Annotated in this window: 14 protein-coding genes; 5 read left to right on the top strand and 9 right to left on the bottom strand. The window is 71.6% G+C overall.

Going from position 1 to position 13,592, the window contains the following annotated elements; genetic code table 11:
- Window positions 1–21 precede the first annotated feature (21 nt).
- Window positions 22–1,323 carry an MATE family efflux transporter gene (locus tag AB0J53_RS04315; RefSeq protein WP_364168478.1) on the bottom strand — a complete coding sequence of 434 codons (1,302 nt, stop codon included), beginning with the start codon at window positions 1,321–1,323 and terminating at the stop codon, window positions 22–24.
- A gap of 281 nt (window positions 1,324–1,604) precedes the next feature.
- Between AB0J53_RS04315 and dnaB the strand changes: the two genes are divergently transcribed.
- Complete coding sequence (dnaB, locus tag AB0J53_RS04310) at window positions 1,605–3,809, top strand: replicative DNA helicase (RefSeq protein ID WP_219508158.1); 2,205 nt, start codon at window positions 1,605–1,607, stop codon at window positions 3,807–3,809.
- A gap of 13 nt (window positions 3,810–3,822) precedes the next feature.
- Here the strand turns inward: dnaB and AB0J53_RS04305 are convergent, their stop codons facing one another.
- From AB0J53_RS04305 to AB0J53_RS04285, 5 genes are all read right to left on the bottom strand, one after another.
- Window positions 3,823–4,854 (bottom strand): hypothetical protein, encoded by a 1,032-nt coding sequence (locus AB0J53_RS04305; protein ID WP_364168476.1) that lies wholly within the window; start codon window positions 4,852–4,854, stop codon window positions 3,823–3,825.
- A gap of 4 nt (window positions 4,855–4,858) precedes the next feature.
- Window positions 4,859–5,362, bottom strand: a complete 504-nt coding sequence (locus tag AB0J53_RS04300) for a SigE family RNA polymerase sigma factor (RefSeq protein ID WP_364168474.1) — start codon at window positions 5,360–5,362, stop codon at window positions 4,859–4,861.
- 116 nt (window positions 5,363–5,478) lie between these two features.
- Window positions 5,479–5,958, bottom strand: coding sequence for a redox-sensitive transcriptional activator SoxR (gene soxR / locus AB0J53_RS04295; protein ID WP_219508161.1), 480 nt, complete (start codon window positions 5,956–5,958; stop codon window positions 5,479–5,481).
- Between the two features lie 10 nt (window positions 5,959–5,968).
- On the bottom strand, window positions 5,969–6,688 hold the full coding sequence (locus AB0J53_RS04290; RefSeq protein ID WP_364168473.1) for a metallophosphoesterase: 720 nt from the start codon (window positions 6,686–6,688) through the stop codon (window positions 5,969–5,971).
- Window positions 6,689–6,697: 9 nt separating this feature from the next.
- On the bottom strand, window positions 6,698–7,135 hold the full coding sequence (locus AB0J53_RS04285; RefSeq protein WP_219508163.1) for an Lrp/AsnC family transcriptional regulator: 438 nt from the start codon (window positions 7,133–7,135) through the stop codon (window positions 6,698–6,700).
- Window positions 7,136–7,184: 49 nt separating this feature from the next.
- On the opposite strand from AB0J53_RS04285, the gene AB0J53_RS04280 reads away from it, so the two are divergent.
- The gene (locus tag AB0J53_RS04280) at window positions 7,185–8,078 is read left to right on the top strand and encodes an SMP-30/gluconolactonase/LRE family protein (RefSeq protein ID WP_364168470.1); all 894 of its coding nucleotides are present in this window, start codon (window positions 7,185–7,187) and stop codon (window positions 8,076–8,078) included.
- Between the two features lie 2 nt (window positions 8,079–8,080).
- On the opposite strand, the gene AB0J53_RS04275 is transcribed toward AB0J53_RS04280, so the two are convergent.
- Together AB0J53_RS04275 and AB0J53_RS04270 are read right to left on the bottom strand one after the other, a co-directional pair.
- The gene (locus AB0J53_RS04275) at window positions 8,081–8,815 is read right to left on the bottom strand and encodes an ABC transporter permease (RefSeq protein WP_364168468.1); all 735 of its coding nucleotides are present in this window, start codon (window positions 8,813–8,815) and stop codon (window positions 8,081–8,083) included.
- Window positions 8,812–9,717: an ABC transporter ATP-binding protein gene (locus AB0J53_RS04270; protein ID WP_364168466.1), complete on the bottom strand. Its 906-nt coding sequence runs from the start codon at window positions 9,715–9,717 to the stop codon at window positions 8,812–8,814. The genes AB0J53_RS04275 and AB0J53_RS04270 overlap by 4 nt, the downstream gene beginning before the upstream one ends.
- Before the next feature lie 109 nt (window positions 9,718–9,826).
- On the opposite strand from AB0J53_RS04270, the gene AB0J53_RS04265 reads away from it, so the two are divergent.
- The 3 genes from AB0J53_RS04265 (at window position 9,827) to dnaN (ending at window position 13,072) form a co-directional block, all read left to right on the top strand.
- Window positions 9,827–11,254, top strand: a complete 1,428-nt coding sequence (locus AB0J53_RS04265; RefSeq protein ID WP_364168464.1) for a histidine kinase — start codon at window positions 9,827–9,829, stop codon at window positions 11,252–11,254.
- 3 nt (window positions 11,255–11,257) lie between these two features.
- Window positions 11,258–11,908: a response regulator transcription factor gene (locus AB0J53_RS04260; protein WP_219508168.1), complete on the top strand. Its 651-nt coding sequence runs from the start codon at window positions 11,258–11,260 to the stop codon at window positions 11,906–11,908.
- Window positions 11,909–11,974: 66 nt separating this feature from the next.
- Complete coding sequence (dnaN, locus tag AB0J53_RS04255; RefSeq protein WP_219508169.1) at window positions 11,975–13,072, top strand: DNA polymerase III subunit beta; 1,098 nt, start codon at window positions 11,975–11,977, stop codon at window positions 13,070–13,072.
- Here the strand turns inward: dnaN and AB0J53_RS04250 are convergent.
- Window positions 13,058–13,498, bottom strand: coding sequence for a MarR family winged helix-turn-helix transcriptional regulator (locus tag AB0J53_RS04250; RefSeq protein ID WP_364168461.1), 441 nt, complete (start codon window positions 13,496–13,498; stop codon window positions 13,058–13,060). The two genes, dnaN and AB0J53_RS04250, sit on opposite strands and share 15 nt — an antisense overlap.
- Window positions 13,499–13,592 lie beyond the last annotated feature (94 nt).

Below are 13,592 nucleotides of genomic sequence, written 5' to 3'. Positions count from 1 at the left end.
GCAACAGCAAGCACGGTACGGTCACGCCCCGGTCACCAGCCAGGCGGTGCCGGAGGCCCGGAGGGTCAGCGTGATCAAACGTGCAATCATCCACAGGCCGAGCGCGCACCAAAGTGCAACGATGCCGAATCCGGCGGCGAGGAAGGCGGCGGGCAGGTACGCCAGCGTCGTCCACACGCCCGCCCAGGCGAGGTAGCGCTGGTCGCCCGCGCCGATGAGGACGCCGTCGAGGACGAACACCACGCCGCAGATCGGCTGGAACAGCGCGACCGGCCAGAGCACGGCCAGCAGCTCGGCGGTGACCTGTGGATCGGCGTCGAACAGGCCGGGCAGCAGCGGCCGTGCCGCGACGACGACCAGCGCGAGGGCCGCGCCGGACCAGACGCCCCACACCACCATGCGCCGGGTGGCGGCCCTGGTGGCGGCCACGTCGCCGGCGCCGAGCGCCCGCCCGGTGATGGCCTGCCCGGCGATGGCGATGGCGTCGAGCGCGAAGGCCAGCATCGTCCACACCTGTGTGGCGATGGCGTACGCGGCGAGCTCGGCCTGGCCCATCCGGGTGGCGATGACGGTGGCGACCAGGAGCACGATGCGCAGGCAGACGGTCCTGATGAGCAGGGCGAACCCGGCGGTGCCCGCCTGCCCGATCCCGGCCGGGTCGGGGCGCAGCGGCGTGCCCAGCCGCCGCGCGCCCTTGACGACGACGGTCACGTACACGACGGCGCCGAGCGTCTGCGCGAGCACGGTGCCCCAGGCGGAGCCGGCGATGCCCCAGTCGAGGCCGAGCACGAACCAGGCGTTCAGGATCGCGTTGAGCGCGAACGAGCCGATGGCCACCACGAGCGGCGTGACGGTGTCCTGGAGGCCGCGCAGCACGCCGGTGCCCGCGAGCACGACGAGCATGCCGGGGGTGCCCAGGAGGCTGATCCGCAGGTACGTGACGGCTTCCTGGGACTGCTCGGGGCTTGCGCCGAACAGGTCGACGATGGCCGGGGCGAGCGGCCAGCAGGTGACGATGAGCGCCGCGCCGATGGCCAGCGCGAGCCAGATGCCGTCGACGCCGCTGCGCATGGCCCGGTCGTGGTTGCCGGCGCCGGTCTGCCGCGCGACGGACGCGGTGGTGCCATAGGCGAGGAAGACGCACAGGTTGACGAGTGTCGTCAGGACGGCGCCGGCGACGCCCAGCGCGCCGACCGCCTGGGTGCCCAGCCCGTGGCCCACGATGGCGTAGTCGGCGAGCAGGAAGAGCGGCTCGGCGACCAGCGCGCCGAACGCGGGCACGGCAAGCCGGAGGATTTCCCGGTCCTGTCGGGTAATGGGCATCTGTACAGTATGCCCCTTACTCCGCGTGTCGGGCCAACTTTCTTTCCTCCACAGCCGGTGGATACTGTCTTCGCAGGTCGGAACAGGTGTGAAGGATCTTTTCCACAGTTATCCCCAACTCCGTCCACAGGCATTTCACACCCTGGGGCGGTTCGTACACAGCTTGACCACAGGGTTTTCCACAGGCCGCGTTGCCGTCAGGGCGCAGAGCCGCGAAACTGTCACCCCGGTCGACTACAAGTGGGGGTGGTGCGACCGCCTGCAAGTCTCGAGGGGGCGCGGTGAGCATTGACGAAGAGGTCGGCGCAGGGCCGGGCTTCGAGCGCACCCCGCCGAGCAACATCGAGGCGGAGCAGTCCGTCCTCGGCGGCATGCTGCTGTCGAAGGACGCGATCGCCGACGTGGTCGAGATCATCCGTTCCGACGACTTCTACCGGCCCGCCCACCAGATGATCTACGAGGTCATCACCGACCTCTACGGCCGGGGCGAGCCCGCCGACGCCGTCACGGTCTTCGACGAGCTGCAGAAGCGCGGCGAGATGGCCCGCGTCGGCGGCGCCGCCTACCTCCACACGCTGACGGCCGTCGTCCCCACCGCCGCCAACGCCGGCTACTACGCGAAGATCGTCCGTGAGCAGGCGATCCTGCGGCGGCTCATCGAGGCCGGCACCCGCATCGTCTCCTTCGGCTACGGCGGCCAGAACGAAGAGGTCGACGACCTGGTCGACCGCGCCCAGGCGGAGATCTACAAGGTCACCGAGCGGCGCACCTCCGAGGACTACGCGGCGCTGGCCGACATCATGCCCGGCGCCCTCGACGAGCTGGAGGCCATCGGCAGCCGCGGCGGCCAGATGGTCGGCGTGCCCACCGGCTTCCAGGACCTCGACCAGCTCACCAACGGCCTGCACCCCGGCCAGATGATCGTCGTCGCGGCCCGCCCGGCCATCGGCAAGGCGCTCGCCCTCGACACCCCGCTGCCCACCCCGACCGGCTGGACCACGATGGGTCAGGTCGAGGTCGGCGACCTGCTCATCGGCGCCGACGGCAGGCCGACCCGGGTCGTCGCCGCGACCGAGGTGCTGCACGACCGGCCCTGTCACGAGGTGGAGTTCGCCGACGGCACGGTCATCGTCGCCGACGCCCTGCACCAGTGGCGCACCGCCGACGGCGTCCTGCGCACCACCGAGGAGCTCGCCCCCGGCCACGACGTGGCGCTGCCTGCCGCCTTCCGGCTCGACGAGCAGGAGCTCCCGCTCGACCCCTACCTGCTGGGCCTCTGGCTCGGCGACCGGGCCGGCGCGGGCGTGAGCGACCCGGCGCTCGCCGAGGTGCTGCGCTCCGACGAGCTGCACAAGGGCCTGGCCGCGCTCGGCCTGCTCGCCGCCGACCGCGTCCCCGCCGCCTACCTGCGCGGCTCCGAGCGGCAGCGGCGCGACCTGCTGGCGGGCCTGCTCGACGCCGACGGCCACGTCAACAGCGCCGGGTGGGTCCAGTTCGCCGCCACCGACCGGCGCCTCGCCCACGACGTGCGCGAGCTCGCGCTGACCCTCGGCTACCACGCCACGATCACCACCGAGCCCATCAGGGGCCGCGCCGGCGTGCCCTCCGCCCGCTACACGATCGGGTTCGCCACCGCCGAGCGCGTCTTCCGCCTGCCCGGCCGCCAGCCCGGCGCCGCGGGCCGGCCCTCCCACGAGATCGTCGCCGTCCGCCCGGTCGAGACCCGCCCCGTACGCTGCGTCGAGGTCGACAACGCCGACCACCTCTACCTGGCGAGCCGCGCCTGCGTGCCCACCCACAACAGCACGCTCGGCCTCGACTTCGCCCGCTCGGCCGCCATCAAGCACGGCATGACCACGGTCATCTTCTCCCTGGAGATGTCCCGCAACGAGATCACCATGCGTCTGCTGTCGGCCGAGGCCCGCGTCGCCCTCCACGCCATGCGCTCGGGCATGATGGGCGACGACGACTGGACCCGCCTGGCCCGCCGCATGAGCGAGGTCGCCGAGGCGCCGCTGTTCATCGACGACTCGCCCAACATGTCGATGATGGAGATCCGGGCCAAGTGCCGCCGCCTCAAACAGCGCAACGACCTGCGCTTCGTCGTCATCGACTACCTGCAGCTGATGAGCTCGCCGAAGAAGACCGAGAGCCGCCAGAACGAGGTCTCGGAGATCTCCCGTGCGATCAAGCTGCTGGCCAAGGAGCTGGAGGTCCCGGTCATCGCGATCTCCCAGCTCAACCGTGGCCCCGAGCAGCGCACCGACAAGCGCCCCCAGGTGAGCGACCTGCGCGAAAGTGGATCGATCGAGCAGGACGCCGACATGGTCATCCTGCTGCACCGCGAGGACGCCTACGAGCGCGAGTCCCCGCGGGCCGGTGAGGCCGACCTGATCGTGGCCAAGCACCGTAACGGCCCCACGGCGACGGTGACGGTCGCCTTCCAGGGCCACTACAGCCGCTTCGTCGACATGGCCCAGCACTAGGCCGCCCGGCGAGTCACTCCGTCGTCTGATAGACGGCCAGGGTCAGCGTGCCGGGGCGGCGCTCGTACGCGGTGACGCCGCCGGCCGAGACCCTGAGCCGGACGGTCACCTTGCCGTCGGCGCCGGGCCGCACCGTGCCGAGCTCGCCGATGCTGAACGTGCCGCCCGACGGCGGCTCCCAGCACCTGGCGGAGCCCTTGGGCGGACGGCCGTTGACGCTGGTCTCCGCGTGCACCCGGCCGGCGATCGCGCCCGTGCAGTAGGCGACCACCGTGAGCGGCCGGTCCGTGGGCGGGAGCGTGAGCGTCACGCCGTGGCTCTCGGGCCAGGTGACCGTCCTCGCGGTGAGGAGCCGGTACCGGTCGCCGATCGTCGCGGGCGGCGTCTCCGTCGGCGCGGGAGCCGGGGACACGGGCGGCGTCCACTCGTAGATGCCGAACCGCCACCTGCCCGGCCGGCCCGGCACGTCCTCGGCGGCCTTGCCCATCGTCATCGTGAACGTGACCTCACGCGCGCCGCCGGGCAGCGGCGCGAGGTCGGCCGGCCGGTTCTGCTCGCACGAGCCGTGCAGGCCGTCGAACGTCAGGGGGAACCACCGGCGCGTCCCCGCCACCTTGGCGGTGACCGTGGGCACGTAGAACGGCGTGCTCGGTGGGCAGTCGGCCATGACGGCCAGCGGTTTCCCGCTCACCGGCACCTTCGCCGACACCGTCCTGGCGGCCGGCGCGTCCAGCGTGACCGTGGCGAGGCGGCGGTAGACGGTTCCGTCCGCCGCCTCGAACCGGGCCGGGAGCTGCTTCGGGGCACTGGCGGTGATCGTGCCCTCCTTCTCGGGCGCCGGGCGTACGCCGAGCAGGCTCCAGCCCACGGCGACCGACGCCACGACCGATGCGGCCACGACGCCCGCGACCGCGACGACGGCGGCGCGGCGGCGTCGCGCCGCCGGCGCGCGGGCGCGCAGCCGCTCCCACGGGATCGGACGGTCCAGCGCCGGACGGCTGCGCTCCTCCAGCAGCTCGTACAGGTCCCTGTGGTCGATGGGCACGCCCTTACCCCTTCCTCGCGTACGCGGCCGCGAACGATGCGTCGACGCGCAGCTTGGCCAGCGCCCTGCTGGTCTGGCTCTTGACCGTTCCCACGCTGCAGCCCAGCGTCCTGGCGGTCTGGACCTCGGTCATGTCCTCGAAGAAGCGCAGCACCACCACGGCCCGCTGGCGGGCCGGCAGCCGGCCGAGGAGCTCCCAGACCAGCTGGCGCTCGTCCGCCTGATCCATGCGGTCGGAGTCCTGCGCCCGGTCGGGCGGCGCGCCGGTGGTGATCTCGGCCTGTCTCCAGCGCCGCCGCCACCATGACACGTGCTCGTTCACGATGATCTTGCGTACGTACGCCTCATGCTCCTCGCGGACGCGCGGCCAGACCACCCAGACCTTCATCAACGCCGTCTGCACCAGGTCCTCGGCCACGGCCCAGTCCCTGGTCAGCAGATAGGCGGTGCGGAGCAACCGATGCCATGCCGCCGCGACGAACGCGTCGTACTCCGATCGATCCGCCATCCCCCGAGCCTTTCCTCAGTGACAATCACCGGTACTACGCGGCCGGGGCGCGGAAAGGTTGCCTGGGGGGCGGGGGTCAGCGGCCGGGGCGCGGAAAGGTTGCCTGGGGGCGGGGGTCAGCGGCAGGAGGCCGGAGGGCAGATGCGGGTGTCGATGCGGCGGGCGCCGGGGCCCTCCTCGCCGAGGCGGTCGTGGGCGTTGGCGAGCGCGCACCGGTCGAGCGACAGGCAGCCGCAGCCGATGCAGTCGGTGAGGTCGTCACGCAGCCGCTGGAGCTGGACGATGCGGTCGTCGAGCTCCCTGCGCCAGGCGGCCGACAGCCGCGCCCAGTCGTCGCGGGTGGGGGTGCGCTCCTCGGGCAGCTCGGCGAGGGCGTCGGCGATGGTCTTGAGCGGGATGCCGAGCCGCTGCGACAGCCGTACGAACGCGACCCGGCGCAGGGTGTCGCGGGTGTAGCGGCGCTGGTTGCCGGCGGTGCGGCGGCTGGAGATCAGGCCCTTGGTCTCGTAGAAGTGCAGAGCCGACACGGCGACGCCGCTGCGCTCGGCGAGCTGGCCGACGGTCAGCTCCTTGGAGTTCCATGCCACGTTGGTCACAACCTCAAGGCTACTTGAGGATGACCGGGCGGAAGTGGGTCACCAGCCGCTCGCCGTCGAAGAAGTGCAGGGCGAAGCCGGGCGGCAGGTCGTAGGTGACGGGGAAGGCGGCGTCCGTCTCGGCCTGGGTGAGGCAGGTGGAGACCACGCCGGGGGCGACGGCCACGGGCAGCCCGGCGAACCTGGCCGTCGCGCCGGTGTGGGCGTGGCCGGCGAGCACCGCCACGACGTTCGGGTGGGCGCGCAGCAGCTCTTCGAGCCGCTCCGGCTCCCGCAGCCGGATCTCGTCCACGTACGGGATGCCGAGCTCGACGGGCGGGTGGTGCATGCCGACCATGGCGGGGACCCCGGGCCGTTCCGACAGGACGGCGTCGAGCCGGGCCAGCGTCTCGTCGGCGAGGAACCCGTACGGGCGGCCGGGGACGCTGGAGTCGGCGAGCGCGATCGTCAGCCCGTCGAGCCGGATCGCCTGGTCGGCGGGCCCGATCCGCTTCTCGAACTCGGGGACGGAGTCGTGGTTGCCGGGACACACCGCCAGCGGCACGTCGGCCCGCAGGATCCCGGCGGCCACCTCGTACTCCTCGGCGAGCGCGTGGTCGGCGACGTCCCCGGTGACCACGACGGCGTCGATCTCGAGTGTGGCGAGGTGGCGCATGACGGCCTCGGCCCGCGTCACGCTCGCGTCGGAGCCGCCGATGTGGATGTCGCTGATGTGCGCGAAGACCGTCATCCGTGCACCTTACGCGATGGGGATCGGGCGCTCGAAGAAGGTCTCCAGCACCACGATCGACTGCGTGCTGGTGACGCCGTCCACCTCGAACACCCGGCGCAGCGCGTCCTGGAGATCCTTGGTGGTCGCCGTACGGAGCTTGAGGAGCACCGAGGCGGGACCGGCGATCACGTGGGCCTCCTCGACGGCGGCGATCGCGGCCAGCCGGTCGGCGCTGCCGCCCATCCACGTGGCGCCGTCGACCAGCACGTACGCGACCACGCCGAGGCCGACGGCCTCGGGGTCGACCTCGATGGTGGTGCGCCGGATCACGCCGCGCTCGCGCAGCTTGCGCACGCGCTCGTGCGCGGCCCCGGCCGACAGCCCGACTGCTTTGCCCAGGATCGCGTACGACTGGGTGGCGTCATCCTGGAGCAGACGGATCAGCGTCTTGTCGATGTCATCCATAGCCATATGCTATTAGGAAATTTCACGCTTTGACCGAAGGACGTTCAGCATGATTCCCACCGAATTCGAGGTGCTCGACGAGCGGTTCGCCACCGTGGGCGGCGACTCCTGGCTCGAACGGCTGCACACCGGCTCCCGCTGGGCCGAGGGCCCGGTGTACGTCCCGGCGGGCCGCTACCTGGCATGGAGCGACATCCCCAACGACCGGATGCTGCGCTGGGACGAGATGAGCGGCGCGGTCGGCCCGTTCCGTCAGCCCGCCGGCTACACCAACGGCAACACGCTGGACCGCGAGGGCCGGCTGATCTCGTGCCGTCAGGGCGAGCGCCGGGTGGTCCGCACCGAGCACGACGGCTCGATCACGGTGCTGGCCGAGCGGTGGCAGGGCAGGCGGCTCAACAGCCCCAACGACGCGGTGGTGCGCTCCGACGGCTCGCTCTGGTTCACCGACCCCAACTACGGCATCACCAGCGACTACGAGGGGGTCAGGGCCGAGCAGGAGATCGACGGCTGCCACGTCTACCGGGTGGACCCGGTCACGGGCGAGGTGCGGATCGTGGCCGGCGACTTCGAGCGGCCCAACGGCCTGGCCTTCTCGCTGGACGAGACGCGGCTGTACGTGGCAGACACCCGCAGGGGCCACCTGCGGGTGTTCGACGTGCGTGAGGACGGCACGCTCGCCGGCGGCGAGGTGTTCGCCGAGGGCGGCGGCCGTTACGACGGGATGCGCCTGGACGACCAGGGCCGGGTGTGGGCCGCCGCCGGCAAGGCCGTGCACTGCTACGCGCCCGACGGCACCGCGCTCGGCCGGCTGCACGTGCCGGAGGACGTGGCCAACCTGGTGTTCGGCGGCCTCAAGCGCAACCGGCTGTTCATCGCCGCCACCTCCTCGCTCTATTCGCTCTACGTCAACGTCACCGGCGCCCGCCCGGTGTGGGCCTGAGCTCACTCCCACTTGAACAGCTTCACGGCCAGCCCGCCGAACAGCGCCAGCCCGACCAGCATCACGGCCAGGTGGGGGAGCTGCGGCCAGTCGCCCGCCCAGGTGTCGCGCATCGCGTTGACGAACGGGCCGACCACCGAGTAGTCGCTGACCGTGCGCAGCGCGTCGGGCATGATCTCGCGCGGGAGCCACATCCCGGCCAGGAACAGCAGCGGGAACATGACGACCGAGCCGATGCCCGGGGCGGCCTTGCTGCTGGGCGCGATGGAGGCGATCACCAGCCCGAGGGCCAGCATCGCCGCCGCCCCGAGCAGGAAGACCAGCACGAACCCGATCAGGTTCGCCGGCACGTGGGAGCCGAGCACCAGCGCGCCGAGCAGGATCACCAGGACGGCGGCGATCGCGGCGACGGCCAGGTTGATCACCAGTTGCGCGCCGAGCAGCCGCCCGGGGTGCACCGGCGTCGTCGACATCCTGCGCAGCACGCCCTGCTCGCGGTAGGCGGTCAGCACGCCGGGAAGTGCGGTGAAGGACATCGTCATCAGGGCGAGCAGGATCATCTGCGCGGGCAGCTGCGCGTCGACGAACCGGGCCCCGCCGAGGTTCGGGTCGGGCTTGCCGAGGTCCGGGATCTGCCCCAGGCCCAGCAGCAGCCCGATGGGCAGCACGAGGCCGAACGCCAGATTCGGCCAGTCGCGCAGGTGGAGCTTGGTCTCCATCAGGAGGATCTTCTTCATGCCAGCTTCCTTCCGGTGAGAGCGAGGAACGCGTCGTCCAGCGTGGCCTGCTCGATCCGCAGGTCGCCGGGGATGACCTGCTGGTCGGCCAGGGCCATCGTGACCGCGTGCGCGAGGTTGCCCTTGCCGGTCACGATCATCTGCTGGCCGCTCCTGCTGACGTCGGTGACCTCGGGCAGGGCCAGCAGCACGGCGTCCGAGACGGGGGCCGACGGCCGGAACCGCAGCCGCTGCTCGCCGCCCACCCGCTCGATCAGCCCGGCGGGGGAGTCGACGGCCACCACGCGGCCGGCGTCGATGAGCGCGATGCGGTCGCAGAGCCGCTCGGCCTCCTCCATGAAGTGCGTGACCAGCACGATCGTCACGCCGGAGTCGCGCACCTGCTCGACCAGCTCCCAGGTGTCGCGGCGGGCCTGCGGGTCGAGCCCGGTGGTGAGCTCGTCGAGCACCGCGATGCGCGGCTTGCCGACCAGCGCGAGGGCGACCGACAGGCGCTGGCGCTGGCCGCCGGAGAGCTTGCCGAACATGGCGTCCTTCTTGGCGCCGAGCCCGACGCGTTCCAGCAGCTCCCGCCAGTCGGCCGGGTCGGGGTAGAAGGACGCGTACAGGTCCAGGGCCTCCCAGACCTTGATCTTCTCCGGCAGCGCGGAGCTCTGGAGCTGCGCGCCGAGCACCCGGCGCAGGTGGTCGCGCTCGCGGTGCGGGTCGATGCCGGCGACGCGGATGGCGCCGCCGTCGGGGACGCGCAGCCCGGAGACGCACTCGACGGTGGTGGTCTTGCCGGCGCCGTTCGGGCCGAGGATGCCGAAGATCTCGCCCTCCGACACCTCGAACGACACGTCGTGCACCGCCACGTGGTTGGGGTAGCGCTTGTGGAGGTTCTCGACCTCGATGACGTTCATGGCTTCGACGCTAGAGTTCGCGCAGGTCACCGGGAATGCGGTTGGTTGCCGGGCAAGGGTGTACCTAGGTGCAATGTGAGAGTGCGCCTGGATCACGCACACTGGTGACATGCTCCGGAAGTACGGGATCGTCCTGGCGTTGCTGACGCTGGCCGCTTACGAGCTGGTCGTGATCGTGGCCGCGTTCCTCACAGTCATGGCGACGTTCGGCCTGGGCATGGTGTTCCTGTTCCCGCCGGCGGTCCGGATGATCAGAGGGGTGACCGGGCTCACCAGGAAGCTGGTGCGCACCTCGTCCGGCATCGAGATCGAGGCGCCCTACCTGCCCCCGCCGCCGCCTCCGCAGCCGCAGTCCGACGGCATGTACCGCTACGGCCGGACCCTGTACAAGTCGCCCCGGGTGCCCGCCTGGAACGACCGGTGGAAGTGGATGCTCACCGACCGGGCGACCTTCCGCGACGCGCTGTGGCTGCTGCTCGACCCGCTGGTCAAGGTGGCCCTGGTCCCGTTGCTGCTGCTGATGCCCGAGCGCGGGCTCCGGCTGTACGGGCTCTGGTGCGAGCTGCTGCTGGGCCCGACCGCGGCCAGCAGGCTGGCCAGCCAGGTCAGTCACCTGAGCCGGGTGCGCAACCTGGCCGTCGACACGCAGGCCGCCGAGATGCGCCGCATCGAACGCGACCTGCACGACGGCACCCAGGCCAGGCTGGTGGCGATCGGCATGACGCTGGGCGCCGTCGAGAACCTGGTCGACACCGACCCGGCCGCCGCCAAGGCGCTGCTGGCCAAGGCCCGCGACGCCTCCGCCGAGACGCTGACCGAGCTGCGCCGGGTCATCCGCGGCATCCACCCGCCGGTGCTGGCCGAGCGCGGCCTCGGCGACGCCGTCCGGGCGCTGGCGATGGACAGCGCGCTCAAGGTGACCGTGGAGGTGGACCTGCCGCACCGGCCGGAGGCCCCCGTGGAGGCCGCCGCCTACTTCGCCGTGAGCGAGCTGCTGTCCAACGCCGCCCGTCACGGCGGCGCGACCCGGGCCACGGTCGACATCAGCACCAACGGCCCGAGCCTGCGCATCACGGTGACCGACGACGGCTGGGGCGGCGCCGATCCCGCCAAGGGCAGCGGCCTGACCGGCATCGAGCGACGGCTGGCGGCCTTCGACGGCGTCATGGCGCTGCACAGCCCGCCCGGCGGGCCGACCACGGTGACGATGGAGCTGCCCCGGGTGCTGCCCGAATACTGGGCGGGCGACCTGCCCAAGCTGCCGCGCTGGAAGATGATCACCGTGGTCACCCTGTGGGCGACGGCCTGGTGCCCGCTGTTCCCGCAGGGGATCGTGGCGGCCATCTTCAAGGTCTTCGGGGTCGAGGAGAAGACCTGGTTCCTGGCGCTGCACCTGCCGGAGCCCTACCAGTGGCCGGTCATCGCGTTCATGGTCGTGCTCGGCACCATGATGTACGTGGCCGCGGTCGCCATCCCCGCCAACCACAACCGCGACCTGTGGATGTGCAACGCGACGCCGACCAACCTATGGTTCTGAGTGATGAACCGCGTACTCGTCGCCGAAGACCTCTATCTCCTCAGGGACGGCCTGGTCCACCTGCTCCAAGCGCACGGCTTCGAGGTCGTGGCCGCCGTGGAGACCGGCCCGGAGCTGCTCAGGGGGCTGCTGGAGCTGCGCCCTGACGTGTCCATCGTCGACGTGCGGCTGCCGCCGACCAACACCGACGAGGGCCTGCAGGCCGCGCTGGCCGCCCGCAAGCAGGTGCCCGGGCTGCCGATCCTCGTGCTCTCCCAGCACGTCGAGCAGCTCTACGCCCGCGAGCTGCTGGCCGACGGCTCCGGCGCGATCGGCTACCTGCTGAAGGACCGGGTGTTCAACGCCGAGCAGTTCGTCGACGCGGTGCGCCGGGTGGCCGGGGGCGGCACGGCCATGGACCCCGAGGTGATCGCCAAGCTGCTGGCCAGCAACGCCACCCACGAGCCGCTGGCCACGCTCACCCCGCGCGAGCGCGACGTGCTCGAAGCGATGGCCGAGGGGCGCTCCAACGCGGCCATCTCGCAGCGGCTGTTCCTCAGCGAGAGCGCGGTGGCCAAGCACACCGCGGGCATCTTCGCCAAGCTCGGCCTGGCCCCCTCCGACGACGACAACCGCCGGGTCCTGGCCGTTCTCGCGTACCTCAACAGCCGCTAGCGGGATTCTTTGTCGGTAGGCTCGGCTATTTTCTAGAGGGCAGGCCGCGAAGAAAGGGTGGATCAGGTGAAAATCCGGGTTAACCGTGACGTGCTGGCCGACGCGGTCGCGTGGGCGGCCAGGGTCCTGCCCAGCCGGCCCGTGACGCCCGTGCTCTCCGGGCTCCTGCTGGAGGCGGGCGAGGAGCTGAGCCTGTCCGCGTTCGACTACGACGTGTCGGCGCGCGCCCTGGTCGACGCCGACGTGGCCGAGTCCGGCAGTGTGCTGATCCCCGGCCGGCTGCTCGCCGAGATCAGCAGGAGCCTGCCCGCCGACGACGTCGAGCTGGTCACCGAGGGCCAGGAGGCGGTGCTCACCTGCGGCAGCGCCGAGTTCGGGCTGATCACCATGCCCGTCGAGGACTTCCCGAGCCTGCCCGCGATGCCGCCCGCCATCGGCGCGATCGGCGGCGGCGTGTTCGCCTCGGCCGTCGGCCAGGTGGCCCCGGCCTCCAGCCGCGACGACACGCTGCCGATGCTGACCGGCATCAGGGTCGACGTCGACGGCGACCTCGTCACGATGGCGGCCACCGACCGCTATCGCATCGCGGCCCGCGAGTTCGCCTGGCGTCCGGCCAGCCCCACCGCCTCGGTCTCGGCCATGGTGCCGGCCCGCGTGCTGGTCGAGGTGGCCAAGTCGCTGCGCGGCGGCGAGGTGTCGGTCGCGTTCGGCGACGGCGTGGCGGGCTTCGAGAGCGTCGGGCGCAGCACCACGGTGCGGCTGCTCGACGAGCAGTTCATCGACTACCGCACCCGGCTGACCGCCGACTGGTCGATCCGGGCCGACGTGCCGGTGGCGCCGTTCGTGGCGGCCATCAAGCGGGTGGCGCTGGTGGCCGAGCGCAACACGGCGATCCGCCTGTCGTTCAGCCAGGGCCAGGTGCGCATCCAGGCGGGCGGCGGCGACATCGGCCGGGGCTCGGAGGTGGTCGAGTGCGAGCTGCGCGGCGACGACATCCAGATCGCCTTCCAGTCGCAGTTCATCCTCGACGGGCTCGTCGGCATCGAGACCGACCTGGCGCGCATCAACATGGAGTCGCCGACCAGGCCCGCCCTGATCCAGGACGTGCCCGGTGACGCCGAGCCCGCCTTCCGCTACCTGGTGATGTCGCTACGGCTGAGCTGAGATCAGCCTGAAGACCCTCTTGAACTCGGCGTAGGTCTCCTCGCCGACGGCCTCGGCGTAGCGGTCCTCGATGGCGGCCACGATCGCGTCGGAGCGGGCCATCTCGTCGAGCCCCTTGCGGGTGGGCACGATGAGCTTGGCCCGGCGGTCGGCCGGGTCGGGTTGCCGCTCCACGTAGCCGAGCTCGACGAGCTCGTCCACGAGCGTGCCGACGACCTGCTTGTGCTGCCCCGACAGGGCGGCCAGGTCGGTGGCCCGGCTGCCTTCCTCGTTCAGGTAGGCCAGCACGGCCCCGTGGCGCGGCCTGAGCCGCGGATGCCCCTGCTCGGCAAGGGTGGAGAAGAGCTCTCGCTGCAGCCGGAAGAGCATGCGGCTGCTCAGGACCCCGATGTCGGGGTCGGCTTGCTTGTTGTCACTGCGGCGCACGGCCACATCCTCCTATTAGTCACCAAACTTGACCGTCATTATTTCTTACTATACGTTGGCTGCATGAGCGGGACGCACCGGTTCCGCCTGATGA

This window comes from Nonomuraea sp. NPDC049725 (assembly GCF_040674795.1).
Classification (GTDB): Bacteria; Actinomycetota; Actinomycetes; order Streptosporangiales; family Streptosporangiaceae; genus Nonomuraea; species Nonomuraea ceibae.
This window is presented reverse-complemented; position numbering and strand designations above follow the sequence as displayed.

Coding starts and splice junctions, on each gene's coding strand:
- AB0J53_RS04280 (WP_364168470.1), top strand. CDS start 7,185: ATGATTCCCACCGAATTCGAGGTGCTCGACGAGCGGTTCGCCACCGTG.
- AB0J53_RS04290 (WP_364168473.1), bottom strand. CDS start 6,688: ATGACGGTCTTCGCGCACATCAGCGACATCCACATCGGCGGCTCCGAC.
- AB0J53_RS04270 (WP_364168466.1), bottom strand. CDS start 9,717: ATGAACGTCATCGAGGTCGAGAACCTCCACAAGCGCTACCCCAACCAC.
- AB0J53_RS04275 (WP_364168468.1), bottom strand. CDS start 8,815: ATGAAGAAGATCCTCCTGATGGAGACCAAGCTCCACCTGCGCGACTGG.
- AB0J53_RS04315 (WP_364168478.1), bottom strand. CDS start 1,323: ATGCCCATTACCCGACAGGACCGGGAAATCCTCCGGCTTGCCGTGCCC.
- AB0J53_RS04265 (WP_364168464.1), top strand. CDS start 9,827: ATGCTCCGGAAGTACGGGATCGTCCTGGCGTTGCTGACGCTGGCCGCT.
- AB0J53_RS04260 (WP_219508168.1), top strand. CDS start 11,258: ATGAACCGCGTACTCGTCGCCGAAGACCTCTATCTCCTCAGGGACGGC.
- AB0J53_RS04300 (WP_364168474.1), bottom strand. CDS start 5,362: ATGGCGGATCGATCGGAGTACGACGCGTTCGTCGCGGCGGCATGGCAT.
- AB0J53_RS04285 (WP_219508163.1), bottom strand. CDS start 7,135: ATGGATGACATCGACAAGACGCTGATCCGTCTGCTCCAGGATGACGCC.